This is a genomic window from Gordonia sp. NPDC062954 (assembly GCF_044543825.1).
GTDB lineage: Bacteria > Actinomycetota > Actinomycetes > Mycobacteriales > Mycobacteriaceae > Gordonia > Gordonia tangerina.
Map to the genome: position 1 here is coordinate 223676 of NZ_JBITWL010000003.1, position 22036 is coordinate 245711.

General features: G+C 66.9%; 19 protein-coding genes. 8 read left to right on the top strand and 11 right to left on the bottom strand.

The window, feature by feature from the left end; genetic code table 11:
* Window positions 1–151 precede the first annotated feature (151 nt).
* Both ACIGKQ_RS05160 and ACIGKQ_RS05165 read right to left on the bottom strand, forming a co-directional pair.
* A complete protein-coding gene (locus ACIGKQ_RS05160; protein WP_266062595.1) occupies window positions 152–685 on the bottom strand; it encodes a carboxymuconolactone decarboxylase family protein in 534 nt (177 codons plus the stop codon).
* 11 nt (window positions 686–696) lie between these two features.
* Window positions 697–1284 carry a peroxiredoxin gene (locus ACIGKQ_RS05165; RefSeq protein ID WP_235722165.1) on the bottom strand — a complete coding sequence of 196 codons (588 nt, stop codon included), beginning with the start codon at window positions 1282–1284 and terminating at the stop codon, window positions 697–699.
* Window positions 1285–1411: 127 nt separating this feature from the next.
* On the opposite strand from ACIGKQ_RS05165, the gene ACIGKQ_RS05170 reads away from it, so the two are divergent.
* Entirely contained in the window at window positions 1412–2341 is a 930-nt protein-coding gene (locus ACIGKQ_RS05170) for a hydrogen peroxide-inducible genes activator (RefSeq protein WP_266062596.1), read from the top strand.
* 43 nt (window positions 2342–2384) lie between these two features.
* Here ACIGKQ_RS05170 and ACIGKQ_RS05175 read toward each other — a convergent pair whose 3' ends face one another.
* Window positions 2385–4487 carry an RNA helicase gene (locus tag ACIGKQ_RS05175; protein ID WP_266062630.1) on the bottom strand — a complete coding sequence of 701 codons (2103 nt, stop codon included), beginning with the start codon at window positions 4485–4487 and terminating at the stop codon, window positions 2385–2387.
* Window positions 4484–5524, bottom strand: coding sequence for a PAC2 family protein (locus tag ACIGKQ_RS05180; protein ID WP_266062597.1), 1041 nt, complete (start codon window positions 5522–5524; stop codon window positions 4484–4486). The genes ACIGKQ_RS05175 and ACIGKQ_RS05180 overlap by 4 nt, the downstream gene beginning before the upstream one ends.
* Before the next feature lie 206 nt (window positions 5525–5730).
* Here ACIGKQ_RS05180 and ACIGKQ_RS05185 point away from each other — a divergent pair, with 206 nt between their 5' ends.
* Both ACIGKQ_RS05185 and ACIGKQ_RS05190 read left to right on the top strand, forming a co-directional pair.
* Window positions 5731–6516: a hypothetical protein gene (locus ACIGKQ_RS05185; protein WP_266062598.1), complete on the top strand. Its 786-nt coding sequence runs from the start codon at window positions 5731–5733 to the stop codon at window positions 6514–6516.
* 115 nt (window positions 6517–6631) lie between these two features.
* Entirely contained in the window at window positions 6632–7738 is a 1107-nt protein-coding gene (locus ACIGKQ_RS05190) for a DUF4192 domain-containing protein (protein ID WP_266062599.1), read from the top strand.
* Between the two features lie 40 nt (window positions 7739–7778).
* Here the strand turns inward: ACIGKQ_RS05190 and ACIGKQ_RS05195 are convergent, their stop codons facing one another.
* Window positions 7779–8462, bottom strand: coding sequence for a metal-dependent transcriptional regulator (locus ACIGKQ_RS05195; RefSeq protein WP_235722160.1), 684 nt, complete (start codon window positions 8460–8462; stop codon window positions 7779–7781).
* A gap of 146 nt (window positions 8463–8608) precedes the next feature.
* Here ACIGKQ_RS05195 and ACIGKQ_RS05200 point away from each other — a divergent pair, with 146 nt between their 5' ends.
* Both ACIGKQ_RS05200 and ACIGKQ_RS05205 read left to right on the top strand, forming a co-directional pair.
* Complete coding sequence (locus tag ACIGKQ_RS05200; protein WP_396572590.1) at window positions 8609–9874, top strand: acetoin utilization protein AcuC; 1266 nt, start codon at window positions 8609–8611, stop codon at window positions 9872–9874.
* Window positions 9867–12725, top strand: a complete 2859-nt coding sequence (locus ACIGKQ_RS05205) for a GNAT family N-acetyltransferase (RefSeq protein ID WP_266062600.1) — start codon at window positions 9867–9869, stop codon at window positions 12723–12725. The genes ACIGKQ_RS05200 and ACIGKQ_RS05205 overlap by 8 nt, the downstream gene beginning before the upstream one ends.
* 5 nt (window positions 12726–12730) lie before the next feature.
* On the opposite strand, the gene ACIGKQ_RS05210 is transcribed toward ACIGKQ_RS05205, so the two are convergent.
* Both ACIGKQ_RS05210 and ACIGKQ_RS05215 read right to left on the bottom strand, forming a co-directional pair.
* Window positions 12731–13759 (bottom strand): sigma-70 family RNA polymerase sigma factor, encoded by a 1029-nt coding sequence (locus ACIGKQ_RS05210; protein WP_266062601.1) that lies wholly within the window; start codon window positions 13757–13759, stop codon window positions 12731–12733.
* 157 nt (window positions 13760–13916) lie between these two features.
* Window positions 13917–14342, bottom strand: a complete 426-nt coding sequence (locus tag ACIGKQ_RS05215) for a DUF3099 domain-containing protein (RefSeq protein WP_235722157.1) — start codon at window positions 14340–14342, stop codon at window positions 13917–13919.
* A 146-nt stretch (window positions 14343–14488) separates the two neighbouring features.
* Here ACIGKQ_RS05215 and ACIGKQ_RS05220 point away from each other — a divergent pair, with 146 nt between their 5' ends.
* On the top strand, window positions 14489–14761 hold the full coding sequence (locus tag ACIGKQ_RS05220) for a DUF3039 domain-containing protein (RefSeq protein ID WP_235722156.1): 273 nt from the start codon (window positions 14489–14491) through the stop codon (window positions 14759–14761).
* A gap of 22 nt (window positions 14762–14783) precedes the next feature.
* On the opposite strand, the gene ACIGKQ_RS05225 is transcribed toward ACIGKQ_RS05220, so the two are convergent.
* The gene (locus ACIGKQ_RS05225; RefSeq protein ID WP_396572593.1) at window positions 14784–16046 is read right to left on the bottom strand and encodes a YihY/virulence factor BrkB family protein; all 1263 of its coding nucleotides are present in this window, start codon (window positions 16044–16046) and stop codon (window positions 14784–14786) included.
* A 394-nt stretch (window positions 16047–16440) separates the two neighbouring features.
* Between ACIGKQ_RS05225 and ACIGKQ_RS05230 the strand changes: the two genes are divergently transcribed.
* Complete coding sequence (locus ACIGKQ_RS05230; protein WP_266062603.1) at window positions 16441–18180, top strand: DEAD/DEAH box helicase; 1740 nt, start codon at window positions 16441–16443, stop codon at window positions 18178–18180.
* Window positions 18181–18333: 153 nt separating this feature from the next.
* Here the strand turns inward: ACIGKQ_RS05230 and ACIGKQ_RS05235 are convergent, their stop codons facing one another.
* Window positions 18334–18537 carry a hypothetical protein gene (locus ACIGKQ_RS05235; RefSeq protein WP_160902505.1) on the bottom strand — a complete coding sequence of 68 codons (204 nt, stop codon included), beginning with the start codon at window positions 18535–18537 and terminating at the stop codon, window positions 18334–18336.
* A gap of 266 nt (window positions 18538–18803) precedes the next feature.
* Window positions 18804–19778: a sulfite exporter TauE/SafE family protein gene (locus tag ACIGKQ_RS05240; RefSeq protein ID WP_396572596.1), complete on the bottom strand. Its 975-nt coding sequence runs from the start codon at window positions 19776–19778 to the stop codon at window positions 18804–18806.
* A gap of 300 nt (window positions 19779–20078) precedes the next feature.
* Between ACIGKQ_RS05240 and ACIGKQ_RS05245 the strand changes: the two genes are divergently transcribed.
* Window positions 20079–20495: a DUF952 domain-containing protein gene (locus tag ACIGKQ_RS05245; protein ID WP_235722153.1), complete on the top strand. Its 417-nt coding sequence runs from the start codon at window positions 20079–20081 to the stop codon at window positions 20493–20495.
* Here the strand turns inward: ACIGKQ_RS05245 and ACIGKQ_RS05250 are convergent.
* Entirely contained in the window at window positions 20483–21913 is a 1431-nt protein-coding gene (locus tag ACIGKQ_RS05250; protein ID WP_266062606.1) for an RNA polymerase sigma factor, read from the bottom strand. The two genes, ACIGKQ_RS05245 and ACIGKQ_RS05250, sit on opposite strands and share 13 nt — an antisense overlap.
* Window positions 21914–22036: the final 123 nt, after the last annotated feature.

Below are 22036 nucleotides of genomic sequence, written 5' to 3' on the forward strand. Positions count from 1 at the left end.
CTGCCACGCGCATCAGCGAAACAGCGCGCCGACGAGCACGGCACAAACCAGTACGGCACAGACCAGTACGGCACAGACCAGTACGGCACAGACGAACAGCAGGCCCGGCCACCCGCGAGGGCGACCGGGCCTGCTGCGATGGCGAGGGGAGTCAGACCCCGGTCAGGACCTGTGTGGTCGTAAGGGCCTGCGCCACGCCCTCGATGGTTGCGGCGACCTTCACGGCCTCCCAGACCTGCTCCTTGGTCAGCCCGGCCTTGCGTACCACGTCGGCGTGGGCGCTGGTGCAGTCGTGACAGCCGTTGATGGTTGAGACCGCCAGGCTCCACAGCTCGAAATCTGCCTTCTCGACGCCTGGGTTGCCGATGATGTTCATCCGCAGGCCCATCCGGACTCCGGCGTAATCGTCGTCGAGGAAACTCTTGGCCCGGTAGGCGACGTTGTTCATGCCCATGATCGATGCGGCGCCGAGCGCCGCGTTGTACGCCTCCGCCGAAAGAATGTCGGCGGCCTCGCTCGCGATCTCGTTGAGCACCTGCGGGTTTCGCGCAGCCGCGGCGGTGGCGAGGAAGGTGCCCCACAGCTGCTGCTCGGTGAGCTCGGTGGACCGGGCGAGCGAACCGAGGTTCAGCTTGAGGTCCTTGGCGTACTCCGGAAGTGCTTCCTTGAGATTGTCGATGCTCATGTGCTGTCCTCTCAGACGCTTGCGGTCAGCAGTTCGCCGGCGTCGAGCGTCGGATCGCCCTTCTTCCAATTGCATGCGCACAGTTCGTCGGACTGCAGCGCGTCGAGAACGCGCAGCACCTCGTCGACGTTGCGTCCGACGGATCCGGCCGTCACCGAGACGAACTGGATCTCGTTGTTTGGGTCGACGATGAAGGTGGCGCGGTCGGCGACGCCGTCTGCATTGAGAACGCCTGCTGCGGAGGCGAGTTCACGCTTCAGGTCACTGAGCATGGGGAACGGGAGGGTTTTGAGATCCTCGTGCTGCGCGCGCCACTGGAAGTGCACGAACTCGTTGTCCACCGAGGCGCCGAGCACCTGTGCGTCGCGGTCGGCGAACTCGTCCTCGAGTTTGCCGAACGCAGCGATCTCGGTCGGGCACACGAAGGTGAAGTCCTTGGGCCAGAAGAAGACGATGCGCCACTTGCCCGGGTGGTCCTCGCTGGTGACGGTGGTGAAGTAGTCGTCGGGCTGCTGGGCGTTCACCTTCGAGAGGTCGCCGCCGATGACCGCGGTGAGGTTGTAGGCCGGGAACTGGTCGCCGATGGTCAACAGTGGCATGGGTTGAGTCGCTCCTCTACGTGGCGGTGATTCTGTTGTCTTGCGCGAAGGTTTTCGTCAGACATGCACTATCGTGCCGAATTCTCGGCGAAAGTGAAACGTGATGATACGCACTATATTGATAGGTATGACCAATAAGAGTTATCAGCCCTCGATCGCTGCGTTGCGCGCATTCGCCGCGATCGCCAAGGATCGCCATTTCGGTTCTGCCGCTGCGAATCTTGGTGTCAGCCAGCCAACCTTGTCGCAGGGTCTCGGTGGCCTCGAGGCGGGGCTCGGGCTACAACTCGTCGAACGCACCACCCGGCGTGTCTTCTTGACGCCCGAAGGCCAGCGTCTGCTACCCAAGGCGCTCGCGGTGATCGATGCGGTCGACGAACTGGTCTCGGCGGCGTCGGGTAACGGTGACCCGCTGGCGTCGACGGTGCGGCTCGGACTCATTCCGACTGTGGCGCCGTACATTCTGCCCGCTGTGCTGCGCGAACTGGCCGATCGGCTACCCGAGCTCGGCGTGCAGGTGGTGGAGGACCAGACCACCAGGTTGGTGGGTCAGCTGAGAGAGGGATCACTCGACGTCGCCGTCATGGCGTTGCCCACCAATGAATCCGGCCTCGGCGAGATCCCGATGTACCGCGAAGATTTTGTCCTCGCCCTGCCCCGTGATCACCCGCTTGCCGCGCGCAAACGCGTGAATCCGGACCAACTCGCCGATCTACCGTTGTTGTTGCTCGACGAAGGGCACTGTCTGCGCGATCAGGCGTTGGAGGTCTGCCGGTTGGCCGGCGTGCGGCCCGAGGTCGGGCAGACGCGCGCGGCATCGCTGGCCACGGCGGTCCAGTGTGTCGAAGGCGGGCTCGGTGTGACGTTGATACCGCAGACCGCGGTGGCGGTCGAGACCGGCGGCGGTGGCCTGGCGACCGCCATGTTTGCGCGGCCACGGCCCGGCCGACGGATCGGGCTCGTGTTTCGTGAGTCGAGTTCTCGCGCAGACGCCTACCGCGTATTGGCGGACGTCATTTCCGACGTGGTGGCCCGGGACGCGCTGGTCGACAGGTGAGACGTGGCCCAGGGGGGCTCGGTCCGGACCGCGGCGCTGCGATTCAGGCCTCCGAGTGGGTCAGCTGCTCCCATTCGTCGACGAGGCTGGAGTCCACCGAGCGCACCATCGTGCCCACGTGTTCGGTGATCTCGGCTATCTCGTCGGTGCTGACGGTGTTCGGAAGACCTTGGCGCAGAACCCGATAACAGTCAGACAGATAGCGGAGAACCACGCCCTCGCTGCGGGCGAGGCCGTAGCCGGAGATGAGTTCGGTGAAGGTCATCGAGCGCTCCAGCATCTCGCGCAGCACCGATTTCGGCGACGGTGGAGAGGACGCCACCCATGGGTGGCCGCGCCGGTAGACGGAGAACGCGAACTCGATCTCGTCGAAAAGTGGGCGCGGCCAGGTGATCTCCTCCAGCCGTGCCATGCGTTCTTCGTACTCGATACCGTCGGCCTTCATCTCGGCGACCGCGGCGTCGCGAGCCACCTTGCGCTGGGCGAACAACACCTGCCGTGGATCCTCCAGGGTGGACTCCAGGATCGAGATCACATCGAGAGCGTACGTCGACGAGTCGGGATCGAGGATCTCGAACGCCGCCAGCGCGAACGACGAGAGCGGGTTGGTCAACGCGAAGTTCTCCGGCATATCCACCGAGAGTGCGACGTTCTTTCCGTCGGCGTCCGGGGCGTCGAGTTGTACGACGATGCCGGAATCTCGCAAGCCGCGGAACAACTCGATCGTGTGGCGGATCTGTCGGAGCTGACGACTGCGCGGTTCGTGGTTGTCTTCGAGTAGATGCCGCAAGGCCGCGAAACAGTCGCCCGGCCGTGCCAGCACCTCCATCAGGATGGCCGTGGTCATCCGGAAATGGGATCGCAATGGTTCGTCCGGGGCGTCGACGAGCTGGGTGAAGGTCTTCTCGCCCCACGACACGAAGCCCTCTGGCGGTTTCTTCCGGACGAGTTTGCGAAGCTTCTTCGGGTCATCGCCGGCCTTGGCGACGGCGCGTGCGTTCTCGACATCGTGCTCGGGGGCCTGCGCCACCACATAACCGACGGTATCGAATCCGGCACGACCCGCTCGACCGGCGATCTGGTGGAACTCGCGGGCGCGCAGCCGGCGCACCCGGGTGCCGTCGTACTTGCTGAGCCCGGCGAACAGGACCGTCCGGATGGGTACGTTGATGCCCACGCCGAGGGTGTCGGTGCCCGCGATCACCTTCAGTAGCCCTTGCTGGGCGAGACGCTCGACGAGGCGGCGGTAGCGGGGGAGCATGCCGGCGTGGTGGACGCCGATGCCGGCCCGTAGCAGTTTCGACAGTGTCGCACCGAATCCGGTGTGGAATCGGAAGTCTCCGATCGCCTCAGCGATCGCGGCGCGATCGGCCTTGTCGGCGATCTTCACCGACATCAGCGCCTGCGCGCGTTCCACGGCGGCGGCCTGGGTGAAGTGCACCACGTAGATCGGTGCGCGGCCGGCGGTGACGAGATTCTCGATTGTTTCGTGGATCGGCGTGATCGCGTAGCTGTGATCGAGCGGTACGGGCCGTTCGGTACCGGTGACCGCGGTGGTGTCGCGGCCGGTGCGCCGCTGCAGATCGTCGACGAAGAACGAGGTGTCGCCGAGGGTCGCCGACATCAGCAGGAACTGGGTGTGGGGGAGTTCGACGAGTGGCACCTGCCAGGCCCAACCGCGGTCGGGCTCGCCGTAGTAATGGAATTCATCGGCGACGAGTGCGCCGATGTCGCTGCGGTCGCCGTCGCGCAAGGCCAGATTTGCCACGATCTCGGCCGTCGCGCAGATGATCGGGGCGTCCGCGTTGACCGCGGCGTCGCCGGTCAACAGCCCGACAGAGTCGGCGCCGAAGGTCGCGCACAGGTCGAAGAACTTTTCGCTGACCAACGCCTTGATCGGCGCCGTGTAATAGGCGCGTTCCCCGCGGCAGCGGGCGAAATAGATGGCGCCGGCCGCCACGAGCGACTTCCCCGAGCCGGTCGGGGTCGCGAGGATCACGTTGTTGCCTGAGATCAACTCCAGCAGCGATTCCTCTTGGTGGGGGTACAGCGCAATCCCACGTTCATCCCACCAGCCGGCGAATACCTCGAATGCGGTGTCCTCGTCGTCGACGGGTACGAGGTGCCGGGTGGTCGTCTCGCTCAGATCGGCGATGGCGAACCGCCCGGTCCGTCGTCGCCCGGTTCGTCGTCGTCCGGCTCATCTTCGCGGCCCGGTTCCCCGTTCGCGCCCGGTTCCTGGCCTCCTTGTCCGACGTCGCTGGTCTGCTGGGCCAGGAAACGTTCCAGCTCCGCGCCGAGTTCGTCGCCGGTCGGCAGGTCGGCCTCTGCCGCCAGCAGCGAGGCTCGCTGGGCCTGAGCCTGGGCAAAGGTGTCGTATTGCGACTCGAGGGCTTGGACGACGCCTTCGATCTCGGCGTTGCCGTCGACTTCCTTGTCTACCTGTTCGCGTACCTTGGCGGCGGCGTTGTCCAGTGCGGCGACCGGGATCTGCAGGCCGGTGAGTTCGCCGACCGCAGTCAGCAGTCGCGCAGACGCAGCCGGATAGTCGGTCTGCGACAGGTAGTGCGGTACATGCACCGACAGCCCCGACGCGCGATGATCGTGCTGGCTCATTCGCAGCTCGAGCAGCATCGACGCACTCGCCGGCAGCTTCATCTCCGAGCCCCACCGCGGCAGGTCGCCGAGCCGGTCGGGCTCGTTGCCGTGTGCGGTGAGCGACGCCGGGCGCGTGTGGGGCACCGCCATCGGTATCGCGTTGAGCCCGATGACATCGGTGACACCGAAGTGTTCCACCAGCCTGCGCACCGCTTCGACGAACTGTTCCCAACGCAGGTCGGGTTCGGAACCGGCCAGAAGCAGGAAAGGGCGTCCGGTGGTGTCCCGGATCGCGTGCATCGTCAGCGACGGCATCTCGATATCGGTGAAGGTGTTCCCGTCGAAGGTGACGGTGGGCCGCCGCGACCGGTAATCGATCAATTCGTCGGTGGAAAAGGTCGCGACGAGTTCGGAGTCAAGCGCGTCACGCAGATGCCGCGCAGCCAGCGCGACGGCATGGCCGGCATCGGCGAAGCCCTCGAGCGCGTGGACCAGTACCGGCCCCGTGCCCTCGTCATTGGAGACCTGGGGCGCGGGGAACTCCAGCGAGTACAGCGCGCTGTGCTCGGCGGGCCGCTCGTCCATGGTCGTGCCTCCTCGTGTCGGTTGTCTCAAGTGTCTCGCATCGGTGGTCTCCGGGGCCAATCACGCGCCGCCGGTCCGCCACCTCCCATGGCTGCTGTCACCGGTTTCAACACCACGACCGGGATGAGGATTCCCGGGTGGCACCCGAGGCTGCGGGTGTCGCGACCGGTCCCGGAGAGTAGACGGTGGCACAGTAGGTCGTTGTGATGGAATGGCTGCGTCGTGCGTCGTCTGCGCTGCGTGTCGTGTCACCGGAGCGTGACCGGCCCGACCGCCCAACGTCGGAAGCGGGGCGTTGCGAGCTGGACCGGGTCGAGTTCGGGCAACCCCGGCGGCGCGGCGGCCGGGGGCCGGTCCTTCTTGCGGCGCTCGCACTGCTTACGGCGGGTTGTTCGGTCGATGGCCAGGCAACTGCCGGTGGAAGTGAGGATCTCACCGCCCGCTCGCTCGCGCCGGCCGACTTCCCGGGTCACACCGCGACCCGGCTGCCCGCCCCCGCCGTCCCGGCAGCGCTGGCCGATCTCTCCGGGCGCCCCCTGCACGGCAGCGTCACCCCGGCCGAATGCACGCCCCGGCTGATCTCGCCGGACGGCGCCGTTGTGATCGTCGGCCCCGACCCGGACACCTCGACGGCCACGTTCACCTCGGCGGTCGTGCACGTCGACGACTCGCTCGATCAGGTGACCGGACTGGCACGTCGGTGCCCACGAACGGTCACCGGGTCCGCGCCGACCGCGGTCACTGTCGTCACCACCGAGGTGCTGCCGGCGCCGGACCGGTCCGGTAACCAGACCGCCGCGTTGCGGCGGACGATGACCACCGGCGGTGCCGAGTCGCCCCTGATCACCGGCACCACTGGTCTGATGGCGCAGCAGGACGGGCTCCGGGTGATCGTCGAGTACCGGCATCAGGGCGCGGACGAGATGTCGGCCGAGGCCGGGGCATCGCTGGACGCATTGTTCGACTCGGCGATCACTGCTGCCTTCGGGTGAGGCGATCGGCCTGGGCGACCGCCGAGCCGAAGGCCACCTGTGGAGGACCGATTCGGTTGTGCACAGCGGGTGATTGGGGGCGTGGGCATGCTCCGAATCACCTGAGGATGGGGTCATGTCGACCTCACAGCGCCCACGCCCGCTCACCCCGTCGTCGCTCCTGACGGCACTACCCGGCCTCCTCGGATTCATCCCCGAACGATCGTTGATCGTTCTTGCCTTCGGAGCCGACCCGCACACCGTGCGGACCACCATGCGTCACGACCTGATCTTCGACGAGAACGGCGACCTCGCGGCACCGTTGGTCACGGTCCTCGACGGACTCGCGGAGATCTGCGCGCGCGAGCAAGCACACGCCGTCATCCTGGTGATCGCCGACGATCGGTATCCGATCGGTGACGATCGGTACCGACGGGTGTGCGTGACCGCGGACCGGTGTTTCGCCGGGATCGGTGGTGCCGTTGCCGGATTCGTGGTCGAGCAGTTCGCCGACAATGCGCGTTGGCAGCGGGTGTGGGACGCTCCGCAAACCGCCGGCACGTATATACCGCTGACGCGCGCCGGAGCATTGCGGGGGCGGATGGGCGACCCACACACCAGTCCGACGGCTGTCCGACATGCCGTCGAGAGCGGCCGGCGAGTGCTCGCCCGACGTTCGGAGATGCAGGAGATGTTGCGGCCGTTGCCTCATTGCGTGGGCCCGCACCGCGAGTTCGGTGACGACATAGACGGCATCGACGAGATAGACGGCATCGACGACGGAGTGCTGTTGCGTGAGCTGGTCGGGCACGTGATCGCCTTCGCGTCGCCTCGCCACCCACCAGAACTCGATTGCGCCGCGGTCACGCTCCTCGGCGATGCGTTGTTGCGGCTGCAGGTCCGCGATGCCGCCCTCGTGCTGGCGGTCACCGATCTGCGCCACGCCGCGGAGGCCCTGTGGCGCCAACTCGCCCGGCGGTTGAGGGGCTCGAGGTCCGCAAGCGCGGCCACGATGCTCGGGCATCTGCATTACGTCAATGGCGAAGGCGGATACGCCGGCGTCGCCTTTGATCATGCGTTGGCCGCGGACCCGCAGTGGCATCTGGCGGACCTGCTCGACACGGCGCTGCGCGGCGGGATACACCCCACCGCGATGCGGGAGATGATCCCGATGGGCTACGACGTCGCCGATTCGCTCGGTGTCGCGATGCCCGGGCCCAGCGTCGACCGTGAGGTGAGCTGACCGGACCGTGTCATCGCCGGGGACCTGAGTGGAACCGACCTCAGACCTTCTCGACGAACACCGCGTGTGCCATGTCCTCGGCCAGCTCGAGACCGTCGTGACCGGGGGAGTTCACCACGGCGCGGCCGGGGCTGATGGTCACCGTCACGCGGGCGTTGGGCACCACGCCGGCCTCACGCAGATCGCTGATCAGCGCCGCATCGGATTGGGCGTGCTCGGACAGCCGCCGGACGATGACGACCACCGGATCGCCCTGGGGAAGGTCGGACAGGCGGGTGGCGCCGTCGGTGGCCGGAGCCTTGTCCATGCCCAGCTGGTCCAGACCCGGGATGGGATTGCCGTACGGCGATGTCGTCGGGTTGTCCAGCACGGCCAGCAGACGCCGCTCGACGTTCTCGCTCATGACGTGCTCCCAGCGGCAGGCCTCCTCGTGGACCTGGTCCCAGGGCATACCGATGACGTCGACGAGCAGCCGCTCGGCGAGCCGGTGCTTGCGCATCACCGCCACAGCGAGCTCGCGGCCCTTCTCGGTGAGTTCGAGGTGCCGGTCGCCGGCCACATGCAAGAGGCCGTCCCGCTCCATGCGGGCGACCGTCTGTGACACGGTCGGGCCGCTCTGCTCGAGCCGCTCGGCGATACGTGCGCGCAGGGGGACGATGCCTTCCTCTTCGAGGTCGTAGATCGTCCGCAAGTACATCTCGGTGGTGTCAACCAGATCGTTCACGGTACGCAGTCCCTTCGTCTGTCCCAAGGGTACCTTGACCTGCCCACCGGTTCGGGTCCTGCGTGTCGTCACCGTCGGTTGCCGCGCGCACACCACTCCCTCGATTCCTCGCGGTGGAATCGAGGGACATGCCCTAGCCTGAAACCGTGACGCGGAGCACGGGCGACGAAGCGGCGGCAGTCATCTGGAGTGAGGACTTCCTGACCTACAAGTGGGCCCACACCCACCCGATGAATCCGGTCCGGCTGGCGCTGACCATGACGCTCGCGCAGAGCCTGGGGGTCCTCGACGGAGTGGACAGCCGCGCACCCCTGGCGATCGACGACTCGGCGTTGACGGTGGTCCATTCCACCGAGTACATCGACGCCGTGCGAGCGGTCGGATCCGGCACGGCATCGTTGGCCGGTCCGCTGCTCGAGAGACTGTTCGGCCTCGGCGACGCCGACAACCCCGTGTTCGAGGGGATGCACGAGGCCGCCCGTCTGCTGGTCGGCGGAACCCTGGCGGCCGCGCAGGCCGTCGGCTCCGGATCGGTGCGGCGCGCGGTCAACATCGGCGGCGGTATGCACCATGCGATGAAGGCTCGCGCCGCCGGCTTCTGTATCTACAACGATTGCGCGATCGCCATACGCTGGCTGCTGGACAACGGGTACGACCGGATCGCGTACGTCGACATCGACGCCCACCACGGTGACGGTGTGCAGGTCGAGTTCGCCGACGACCCACGCGTGCTGACCGTGTCGTTGCATCAGCATCCGGCCACCCTGTGGCCCGGCACCGGTTGGCCCACCGAGGTCGGTGACGGCGCGGCGGCCGGGTCAGCAGTGAACATCGCGCTGATGCCGGAGGTGTCCGATCGGCTCTGGCTGCGCGCCTTTCACGCCGTCGTTCCGTCGGTGCTCGACCAGTTCCGGCCGCAGATCCTGATCAGCCAGTGCGGCGTGGACAGCCATCGGGCGGACCCGTTGACCGATCTCGCGCTGACCGTCGACGGCCAGCGAGCCGCGATGCAGGCAATGCGCGACCTTGCCGAGAAATACTGCGATGGCCGATGGATCGCCGTCGGCGGAGGCGGTTACGGGGTGGTCAACGTGGTACCACGCAGTTGGACCCACCTGCTGGCCGTGGTACTCGATCGGGATGTCGACACCGACACCGCGATCAACGAATCGTGGTATGCCACAGCCGAACAGATCGCCGAGACCGTGCACCCCGACTACTCCCAGCCGCCGGTGGGTGTGATGGGTGACGGCGGCGATGTCGACTACATCGCCTGGGACGGTGACACCGGGCAGGACCCACCCGAGGGCATCACCGGAGCCGCGCAGCGCCAGACCGACCGGGCCATCCTCGCCACCCGCCGCGCCGTGTACCCGCTGCACGGACTCGATCCGGAGGACCCCCGTGACTGAGCAGGATCAGACCGATCAGTCGGCATCGCCGGCAGCGCACGTCGCCGCAGCGAACCTCGCAGAACCGTCGCGACAGCGTGATCCCTGGGATTACCCGCGACACTGGATCGCCGACGTGCTGGCTTCCGACGGCGGTGTCGTCCACCTGCGGCCGATCGTGCCCGACGATGCCGACCGTGTCGTCCGCTTCCACGGCGGGCTCTCCGAGCGCACCCGGTACATGCGGTACTTCGGACCGACTCCGACCCTGCCGCCCCGGGAGCTGGCCCGGATGACCACCGTCGACTACCAGAAGCGGGTAGCGCTCGTCGCCGTTCTCGGTGGCGACATCATCGCGATCGGCCTGTACGAGGGCCTCGGATTCGACGGCAAACCGGAGTCGGCGGAGGTGGCCTTCGTCGTCGCGGACGACCATCAGGGCCGCGGACTCGGACCCATTCTTCTCGAACATCTCGCCGGCGCCGCCGCCGAGAACGGCTTCACCCGTTTCGAGGCCGAGGTGCTCAGCGAGAATCCGAACATGGTCGCGGTGTTCCGCGACGCCGGTTACCAGTTGTCACGCAACTTCGACGGCAGCACGGTGCATGTGGAGTTCTTGATCGACCCCACCGAGGCTCTCCTCTCGGTGCGCAACGCCCGTGAGCGGGCGTCGGAGGCCCGCAGCGTCGCCAACCTGCTGCGACCGTCCTCGGTTGCCGTCATCGGCGCGTCCACCGATCCGAAGAAGGTCGGCAATGCGTTGCTCGCGAACATCATCGCCGGTGGCTTCACCGGGCCCGTGTTCCCGGTCAACGGTCCCGGACCCGAGGAGCCGGAGGCGGATTCGGATGCGGACGCGCTCGCGCCCGGCCACGGCCACACGCGGCGCAGCGGGCGGCAGCACGCTCACCCGAGGCCGCCGTCGGTCCGCGGTATCCGGGCCTATCCCACCGTGCGGGACGTGCCGGATCCGGTCGACCTCGCGGTCGTCGCGGTGCCGGCAGCAGTCGTCGACGACGTCCTCGACGATTGTCTGGTCAAAGGCGTGCGCACGCTGGTCGTGGTGTCTTCGGGTTTTGGTGAGAGTGGTGCGGCCGGACTGCAGAGCGAGCGGCGTCTCGTCGAGCAGGCGCGGGAGCACGGGATGCGGCTGGTCGGTCCGAATGCGCTCGGGGTGGCCAACAACAGCGCGTCGATCGCGCTGAACGCCACTTTGGCACCGCGGATTCCGGCCGCTGGTCGCGTCGGCTTCTTCTGCCAGTCCGGTGCTCTGGGGATCGCGATCCTCGACACCGCGGCGCGCCGGCAGATCGGGTTGTCGACGTTCGTGTCGGCGGGTAACCGCGCCGACGTTTCGGGTAACGACCTGTTGCAGTACTGGGATTCCGACACCGACACCGATGTCGTGCTGCTCTACTTGGAGAGCTTCGGAAACCCACGCAAGTTCTCCCGGATCGCGCGACGGGTGTCTCGATCGAAGCCGATTGTCGCGGTGAAGTCGGGTAAGGGTGCGATGACCGCCGCGCGTGCCGAACGGTCGTCGGCGGCCAGCCTGGACGATCGGATCGCGCAGATGGTGCTCGAACAGGCCGGCGTGATCCAAGTGCACACGATCTCCGAACTATTCGACTGCGCGACACTGTTTGCCTACCAGCCGCTGCCGCGCGGTCCGCGCACCCGGATCATCGGCAATTCCTCGGTCCTGGGCAGCCTGGCGGGCGACACCGCCCGAGGTGGGGGACTGACGGTGACCGACACGATCGACCTCGGGGCGGGAGCCAGCGAAGACGAGTTCGAATCGGCGGTCACCGGCGCGATGCGCGACCCGGCCGTGGACGCGGTGATCGTGGTGTTCGTGCCACCGGTGGCGGTGGACGCCGACTGGCATGCGCGTGCGCTGATGGCAGCGGCCAACACACCCGACGCCGATGGCCCGAAACCCATCGTGACGACGTTCCTGGCGGTCGAGGGCATCCCGCCGGGGCTGATGAAGCCCGGCCACAACGGTCTTCCGGCCAATGGTTCGATCCCGTCCTACGGCAGCCCGGAGCGAGCGGCCAATGCGCTGGTGCGGGCGTGGCAGTACGCGCGGTGGCGGCAACGCCCGGAACCGGAGATCCACCGTCCGGACGGCACCGACCCCGAGGGTGCGCGGATGTTCGTGCGCGAAGCGATGGGTGGCGACGCAGACGCGGAGGCCACGCGCGCGCTCGGGCCGGTCGAGTCGGCAACGCTCCTGCGCTCCTACGGCATCGACGTGGTGCCCTTCGCGGAGGTGTCGACGATGCACGAGGCGGCCGCGGCCGCCGAACGTTTCGGCTTCCCGGTCGCGGTCAAGGCCACCTCGGCGTCCTGGCGCGGCCGACTCGACCGGGAAGGTGCGCGGCTCGATCTGCCCGATGCGACGGCGGTGATCACCGCCTTCTCCGAGCTGAGCCAATTGACCGGCGACGAGGTCCTACACGTCCAGAAGATGGCACCCAAGGGCATCGGCACGATGATCCGGGTGCGCGACGACCGCTCGTTCGGCTCGCTCATCTCGTTCGGACTGTCCGGGCGAACCTTCGAGCTGCTCGGTGACCACGGCTATCGGGCGACACCCCTGACGCCGCTCGACGCGGAAGAACTGATCGACGAACCGCGGTCGGCGCCCTTGCTGGCCGGGTACGCCGGCGAGCCACCCGTGGACCGGTCGGCGCTCACGGACTTGCTGGTGCGCATATCCACGCTGGTCGATGACATTCCCGAGGTACGCGAGGTGCACTGCGACCCCATCCTGGCCTCGCCCGACGGTGCGGCGGTGCTCAACGCCCTGATACGAATCGGTCCGGTGCCCACACGCGCGGACACCGGACCGAGACGACTGGCGTAGGTAAATCAGCTGGCGTACGCGCGCAAGCGTTCGGCGCGCTCGCCCTGACGCAGTTTGCCCATGACCTCGCGCTCGATCTGCCGCACACGTTCGCGGGACAACCCGAACATCCGACCGATCTGATCGAGTGTGCGCGGTTGGCCGTCGTCGAGCCCGTAGCGCATCCGGATGACCTGCTGTTCGCGCTCATCGAGAGTGGACAGCACCGACCGGATGTCGGAGTGCAGCAGGCCGGCTATCACCGCATTCTCCGCCGAAGTCGCTTCAGCGTCTTCGATGAAGTCTCCGAGCGGCGCCTCTTCGTCATTGCCCACAGGCATGTCGAGGCTCACCGGGTCACGGCTGTGATCGAGGAGGTCGGCGATCTTTTCCGCCGGGATGCCCGACTCGTTGGCCAGTTCGTCGTCGGTGGCCTCACGGCCGAGTTGCTGATGAAGTTCACGTTTGATGCGGGCGAGCTTGTTCACCTGCTCCACGAGATGGACCGGGAGCCGGATCGTGCGGCTCTGATCGGCCATACCGCGGGTGATCGCTTGACGAATCCACCAGGTCGCGTACGTGGAGAACTTGAATCCCTTGGCGTAGTCGAACTTCTCCATCGCACGGATCAGACCCAGGTTGCCTTCCTGGATGAGATCGAGCAACGGCATCCCGCGTCCGGTGTAGCGCTTGGCCAGCGACACCACGAGGCGGAGGTTGGCCTCGAGCAGGTGCGCACGCGCGTACTCGCCCTCGCGAACGATCACGGCGAGGTCGCGCTTCTTGGTGGCCGAGAGTCGCTTCTTGGTGGCCAGCAGATGCTTGGCGTAGAGGCCGGCCTCGATCTGCTTGGCCAGTTCGACCTCTTGCTCGGCATTGAGCAGTGCGGTGCGACCGATGCCGTTGAGATAGACGCGAACAAGATCAGCTGCCGGGGACTGCGCGTCGAGATCCTGCTCCGTCATCGCCGGACGGATGCGTGCGGGATCGTCGGCTACTCCAGTGGTCGTGGTTGCAGTGGTCGTGGTCGGGCGTGCAACTGTCGAGCGTGACATTCGGCCTCCTGACGTGAGTGCGTACACCCGGTTCAACGCGAACGGGTAGGGGAAAGTTCCCGGGGACGCCGACCCCCGGCGTCGACCGTGGGTGGTGTGACCAGCGTTTTTCCCGGCAGATGCAGCCGAGTACATGAGAAGTTGCTGAGAGTGTCGGTCAGTGGGAACGACGATCGCGATCGGAGCGCGACGGTTCGTCCGACGACTCGGCGGTGCCCTCGACGATCGTCGGATCGAGGGTCTGCCGATGCCCCTCGATCCCGGCCGGGCCGAGCACCGAGTGATCGACGCCGTATTTGTATTGCGCCACCTCGCCGCGCTTGCGCGGCGGCCGGTCGTTCGCGATGAGGACCGCGACCCATGGAATCGGGATGGACGCGGCGACGATGGCGAGCGCGAGCAGTCCGTTTCCGGTGGCGCTGTACACAATTCCGGCGATCACCAGCGCCGGCACACGAAACGCCATCAGGGTCAGATACTTGCGCACACGTGCCCGGTGCTGATCGTCGAGCGACTGCTGCGCACCGGTGATCAGAAAGGTCTGGGGGTCGGTACGGTGCCCCGATGATCCTTGTCTGCTCATACGTCCACCATCCCACTTCGCCGCGGCGGATGCACCGACGGGCCATCCGAATCGAACTCGCCGATCGAGGTCTCATGTAGGTCATTCGGAGCTGTACCCCTTTCGGCGTTGTCCCTCGCCCGTCGTCGTGGCGCACAATGGTCGGTATGGGAACTGAGACAATCGAGCGGCCGGACCTCGACGAGCGGACAGACGTCGACGAACGGCCCGATGCCGACACCACCGACCACGGCGACGACGATCGCCCCAAGTTCTTCCACTACGTGAAGAAGGACAAGATCGCCGAGAGCGCGGTCATGGGAAATCACGTGGTGGCCTTGTGTGGTGAGACATTCCCCGTCACCCGCTCGGCCAAACCCGGATCGCCGGTCTGCCCGAAATGCAAGAAGATCTACAGCCGGATGCGCAAAGGGGAGTGAGCTCGCCTGGCGTGCGGCCGGCTCACTCCGAGGTCGGTGGCGATGGAGGCGGCCGGCGTGACGGCCCGGCCGTACGCCCCCGCCGGATCGGTCCGGACGCCAGCCGGTCGGGCAACGTCTTGAGTTGACCGGTCACCTCCGCGGTCTGCGACGAAACCCAATCGCGCATCTGCGCTGACACCGGCGGTTTCGCCGGCCAGAACTCCTGTACCGCGGCATTGAACTCGGCGCCGACGACGATGGCGAAGCCGAGGAAGAACGTGAACAGCAGGAACGCCACCGGCGTCGCCAACGCGCCATAGCTGTACCCGGCGCGGGTGAGCTCGGTCAGGTAGATGCGCAGTATGTAGCTGGCGACCCAGAAGAAGATCCCGGCGACCACCGCTCCGCCCACCAGCCGGTGCCACGGCAGCGGGTTGGGCAGCGCCAGATGGTAAAGCGTGGTCAGCATGACCAGCAGTAGTACGGCCACGAACGGGAAGTAGCCGTAATCGATCAGGTGGGTGACGATCGGGTCCCACGAGTCCGGCACTATCTCGTGGAGGTAATTGGGCCCGAGGGCGACCAGCGGCAACACGAACACCGACGCCACCAGGAATCCCATGTAGACGAACAGCGCGAAGAATCGTTGCCATACGGGGTTGCGGACCTCGTGCTGTCCGTGGGCGCGCACGATCGACGCGACGAAACAAGACACCGCCGACGACCCGGCCCACAGCGAGATCACGAAGCCCGCCGAGATGACGACCACCCGGCCACGGCCGAGGACGTTGTCGACCGTGGGTCGGATGATCTCGTCGACGACGTTGGCGGAGAACGTACGGTCGGCGAAGGCCACGATGCGTTCGTAGATGACGTCGACCGTGTCCGGACCGAACCAGCCGGCGATGTAGCCGACACTGCCGAGCAGACCCAGCAGTAGTGGCGGTAGCGACAGTGCCTGCCAGAACGCGGCTTGGGCCGCCCAACCCACGATGCCGTCGTCCCACGCCTTGACGATGGTGCGCCACACCAGGCGGTGCAGATTCGGCAGCACAGGTCGACCGACCGACGGCGGTGTCTCGGCGGCCGCGTCGTCGACGCCTCGATCGGCATGGGAACGCCCCGGCCTTGTCCCCGTGCCCGAGTCCGGCATGTCCGTGTCGGGAGTCGCCGGCTCCGGGCCGTCCGGTGGTGCCGCGGCCGGGGGAGCGGCCTGTGGTCGAGACCGGTCCATGCCCGGCCGGGCCCCCAGGGGGCGGGTGGGATGGGTGTCGTCTATCGGGGTGGTCGGCGTCGCTGCCATCGGCGGGCCATCCGGTGGCGTCGGTGACGGGGCCGGACGTCGACGCGGTCGCGATCGGTCGGGTGGGATCGGGGCCGCTGATGCCGGATAGGGAGTACCTGCCGACGACGTGGTGTCCTCGGTGATCGGTACGGGGTTCCGGTTTCGACTGCTGATGGCTCCAGCATCCCTGATCCGGCGACGAAACGGGGCAACCGGGCCCCCGGTGGTGTGCCGTCGTCGATTCACCACCCGTCGGGGACGCTGCGCGAGTCGATCGGGTAGCCGCTCGGTGGTCCGGAGTACCATTGCTCGCGTCCCCTCCGACGGTTCTCACCCCGAGGGGACATTTCATGTCCCGAATGTGTCCCGAACGGACAGTCCGGTCAGACCAGGTGTCAGGAGCAGTGCACGAGTGACTTCAGCAGCCGACGGCACGGCAGCCGAAGAGGCAACCATCCCCCCAGGTCCACCACTGCGCGCGTGGCAGCGGCGGGCGTTGACGAAATACCTCACCCGCCGACCGGTCGACTTCATGGCCGTCGCGACGCCGGGTGCGGGTAAGACCACGTTCGGCCTGCGCGTGGCGCGTGAGCTCCTCGACGACCGCACCGTCGAGCAGATCGCCGTGGTGGCCCCGACCGAACACCTCAAGCACCAGTGGGCCGAGGCGGCCGCCCGGGTGGGCATCGCGTTGGACTCGAGGTTCCGCAACGCGACCGGACAGACCAGTTCGGACTATCACGGTGTGGCGCTGACCTATGCGCAGGTCGCCGCGCACCCGTCGCGGCACCGGGTGCGCACGGAGAACAGGCGCACGCTGGTGATCCTCGACGAGATCCACCATGGCGGGGACGCGAAGTCGTGGGGAGACGCGATTCGCGAGGCCTTCTCCGACGCCACCCGCCGCCTGTCGCTGACGGGAACGCCATTCCGTTCCGACGACTCGCCCATCCCGTTCGTGACGTATGAGCCCGAGCCGGGCGGGGTGCTGCGGTCGGTGGCCGATCACACCTACGGTTACGCCGACGCACTCGCCGACGGCGTCGTCCGTCCGGTCATGTTCCTCGCGTACAGCGGGCAGGCCAGCTGGCGTACCAGCGCGGGGGAGGAGTTCACGGCGCGGTTGGGTGAGCCACTGTCGGCCGAACACACCGCCCGCGCCTGGCGGACCGCGTTGGACCCGCATGGGGACTGGATTCCGTCGGTACTCGAGGCCGCCAGCACGCGGCTGCGACAGCTTCGCGCCGGCGGAATGCCCGATGCCGGCGGGTTGGTCATCGCGACCGACCAGACCGTCGCCCGCGACTACGCGGAACTACTCACCGCGATCACCGGTACCCGGCCGACGCTGGTGCTGTCCGACGATCCCAAGTCGTCCTCACGTATCGCCGAGTTCGCGGCATCGCGCGACGAGTGGATGGTGGCGGTGCGCATGGTGTCCGAGGGGGTCGACGTGCCTCGGCTGGCGGTGGGCGTGTACGCGACGAGCTCGTCGACGCCTCTGTTCTTCGCTCAGGCGATCGGTCGCTTCGTCCGTTCCCGGCGCCCGGGCGAAACCGCCAGTGTGTTCCTGCCGTCGGTTCCGGTGCTGCTCGACCTGGCCTCCAAGATGGAGGCCGAACGCGATCACGTCCTGGGTAAACCACATCGGGACAGCGACGGCCTCGATGACGCGCTGTTGATCGATGCCAACAAGCAAAAGGACGAAGAAGGCGAGGACGAGAAGGCCTTCCAGTCGCTGCACGCCGACGCCGAACTGGACCAACTCATCTTCGACGGCGCCTCCTACGGGACGGCGACGTTCTCGGGCAGCGACGAGGAAGAGGACTATCTGGGTCTACCAGGGCTCCTTGATGCCGATCAGGTGCGTGAGCTGCTTCGCAAACGGCAGGCCGAGCAGGTGTCACAGCGGTCGGCGGCCGGTCCTGCCCAGGTGATCGAGACCGCTGCGCCTGCGCGCCCGACCGGGGAGAATCTGCACGCCCTGCGCAAGGAGCTCAACACGCTGGTCGCGATGCACCACCATCGCACCGGTAAGCCACACGGCATGGTTCACAACGAACTTCGCGAGCGTCTCGGTGGTCCACCCACGGCGATGGCCACCGCCGAGCAACTCCGTGAGCGGATCTCCGCGCTGCGTGAGTGGCGCTGAATTAGGTACCCGCGGTTGGGCGCAACCTCGACGACAAGAGGCGCCCACTCGACGACAAACGGCGCCCACTCGAGAAACGGTGCCCATTCGACGGTGATACGACAGCGACCCGGCCGGATCACTCCGACCGGGTCGCGACATCGTGTGGACGATTCAGACCAATTCTTCGCTCGACTCCACGACTGCGGACAGCTCCACGAGCTTGGCCTCGTGCTCGTTGAAGTGGTGGCGGCAGAAGAGAAGCTCGCCACCGGCGGGCAGTACAGCCCGCACCTTGGCGGCCGCTCCGCAACGATCACAGCGATCGGCGGCGGTCAGCGGCATGGAGATCGGGGCTGTGGTGGCTGTGTCTGACATAGTTCCTCCGTCCCGGTCCGGCGGTGGCGTCGTTGCCGGTCGCCTTTCCCTTCGTGAGCCGACACATCGGTCTGATGCGTCACCCTCACCCTTTCAGACGTATGAGCGTTTCGTATTGTTCCGCGGGTCGCCCGGGTGTGTCGTCACTCACCGTTAACCCGTGCTGCTCCAGCGGCAACACGCGCTCAATCCGAGTTTACGTGTGCTGAGACAACGCTCACACGAGCCCAGCACATCGTCGTCGACCATGTGTGCTCGGAGTCGCATCAGCCCACGGCCGGGGTACCGGTCGGCTCAGCGGCCTCATCGGGTTCGCGCTCCACAGCCTCGGCCTGCTCGGCACGCAGCCGACTGACGGCGTCCGACGACTCGTTCTCGCGGTCACGCAGGTACTCCCGCAGCGAGTACGCGAAGGCGGCCACCGAGAGCACGATGATCGTGAGGTAGATGCCCGTCTGTGCGGTCGACGGGACGTCGACGAGATCGCTGCGCAGCAGGCTGCGGGTGTTGGTGAGCACGATCAGACCACCGACCGAGGCGCCGAGCAGCCGCGGCGGGATGTGCCGGACCAGCCAGGCCGCTATCGGGGCAGCGATGATCCCACCGACCAGGATCGCGCCGACCCATGCGAAGTTGATCCCTTGCGAGCCCAGACTCACCAGGAAGCCCAGACTCGCGGCCACCGCGATGATGAACTCGCTGGTGTCGATGGAACCGATGACCTTGCGCGGTTCGAGTCGCCCGCTGGCGAGTATGGCCGGGGTGCCGACGGGCCCCCAACCGCCGCCACCGGTGGCATCGACGAAACCGGCGACGAGTCCCAGCGGGGACAGGAACCGCTTGCGCAGCGGCTTGCCGAGATGCTGACGCGGGATGCCCTGGAAGGTGAACCGGGTCAGGATGTAGAGACCCAGCAGCAACAGGATGATGGCCATCAGCGGAGCCGCAGCCTCGGTGGAGAGATTCGACAACACGGTCGCGCCGAGAAACGCGCCGATCGCGCCGGGCAGGGCGATGCGTCGGACGACCTTCCAGTCGACGTTGCCGAAGCGCCAATGCGATACCCCGGACACGAGTGTGGTCCCGATCTCGGCCAGGTGGACCGTGGCCGACGCGGCGGCGGGGTTGGCCCCGATGGCCAACAACAGGGTGGTGGTGGTGACGCCGTAGGCCATGCCGAGGCTGCCGTCGACGAGTTGAGCGGCGAGACCGACCAGGCCGATCAGGACGATGGTGCGCATGCGATGAGAACTTTCGGTTCAAATGACTCGGGGTTGTGCGGACACGCACCGGTAGCCGGGAAACCCTGGCAGACGCTGGCGCGATGGGGTACGCGCCGCGGCATCTCGATCAGATCGGGCCGCGGCGCCGCAGACACAGCATCGACGCCACCCTCAGGAGGTCGATGGCTCGTCGGGTCACCAGCATGCGGAGAATCGTAAGGGCAGACAGACCCGATTCGTGCATTTGGCGCGGTCGGGAGAATCCGACCGCGCACAACTCTTGACAAGCCGGCTGCCGGATGGTTTAAGCAACGACCAATGAATGTCGACTCCGAGCCTGTGCTGCTGCACCTGTGTGCCCGCGTCGAATGGGAGCAGTCGCGCCGGGCCGGATCTCACGAACCGCCGTCGCTCACCGAAGTCGGGTTCATCCACCTCTCTGGGCCCGCTCAGGTCCATCTCCCCGCCAACCGGCTGTATGCCGGACGCGACGACCTCGTGCTGCTCGTCATCGACCCGGACCGGCTGTCGGCGCCGGTCGTCTGGGAACCGGGAGTGCCGTCTGATCCTGAGGGGATGCGGTTCCCCCATCTCTACGGCGCATTGCCGGTCGATGCCGTCATCGACGTACACCCATATAAGGCGAACGCGGACGGTGCTTTCGCACCGCCCGCGTTCGTGACGAAGATCTCCGGGTCGGATTCGGACCCATCGAGCCGAGATCAGTCCAGGTAGTCGCGCAGCACCTGCGACCGCGACGGGTGCCGCAACTTCGACATCGTCTTCGACTCGATCTGGCGGATACGTTCGCGCGTCACGCCGTAGACCTGACCGATCTCGTCGAGGGTCCGTGGCTGGCCGTCGGTGAGACCGAAGCGTAGCCGGACCACACCGGCCTCGCGTTCGGACAGCGTCTCCAGCACCGACTGCAGCTGGTCTTGCAGCAGGGTGAAACTCACGGCGTCCACCGCGACCACGGCCTCGGAGTCCTCGATGAAGTCACCGAGTTGGCTGTCGCCCTCGTCGCCGATGGTCTGGTCCAGTGAGATCGGTTCACGCGCGTACTGCTGGATCTCCAGCACCTTCTCCGGCGTGATGTCCATCTCCTTGGCGAGCTCCTCCGGTGTGGGCTCGCGGCCGAGATCCTGGAGCAGTTCGCGCTGGATCCGGCCCAGCTTGTTGATGACCTCCACCATGTGCACCGGGATGCGGATGGTGCGTGCCTGGTCGGCCATCGCACGGGTGATCGCCTGCCGGATCCACCACGTCGCGTAGGTGGAGAACTTGTAGCCCTTGGTGTAGTCGAACTTCTCCACGGCGCGGATCAGACCGAGGTTGCCCTCTTGGATGAGATCCAGGAACGCCATACCGCGACCGGTGTAGCGCTTGGCCAGCGACACCACGAGCCGGAGGTTTGCCTCGAGCAGGTGGTTCTTGGCACGGTTTCCGTCGCGGGAGATCCAGTTCAGGTCGCGTTTGGCGGCGGTGCTGATCTTCTCGCCGGAATCGACGATCCGGCGCAGCCGCTCGGTTGCGAACAGGCCGGCTTCGATGCGCTTGGCGAGTTCGACCTCCTCCTCGGCGTTGAGCAGGGCGACCTTGCCGATCTGCTTCAGATAGGCGCGGACGGAGTCGGCCGACGCGGTGAGTTCGGCGTCCTTGCGGGCCTGGCGGAGTGCCTCGGATTCTTCTTCGTCCCAGACGAAGTCACCGGAGGTCTTCTCCTTGCTGTCCGCTTTGGCCTTGGTGCCGGTGGCCTTCGTCGCCGCAGGTGCGGTCTCGGCGTCGGCCGTGTCGTCGTCCTCGTCATCATCGGAGGAGTCGTCGTCGGAGGCGTCATCGTCCTCGTCGACCTCGATGTCGTCGATCTCGACATCGTCGCCGAGTTCGGTATCGGGACCATCGATGTCGTCGATGGTGCCGCTGTCGTCGAGATCTTCGGTCGACTCGCCGTCGGATTCGGCAGGCTTGGTGCCCTTCTTCGGGGCGCGCTTGCTCGCCGCCTTCTTTGCTGCCTTTTTCGCGGGTGCCTTGCGGGCGGTGGCCTTCTTGGCGGCTTTCTTGGCGGTCCGTTGGGCCGGCGCAGGCTCCGTGGCGGTAGTTGCGTCTGTCGATTCGTCGACGTCGGCCTGTCGGGTCTTGGTGGCTGCCACGTACAACCTTTCGGAACTGACTCGTGTATCCACCGACGGCGGCGCACGCCGACGCGGATCAGGGGCTTGATTTCTCGGTGCGCGATGACCGGTGTGGACCATTGTAACGACATCGCCTCGCAC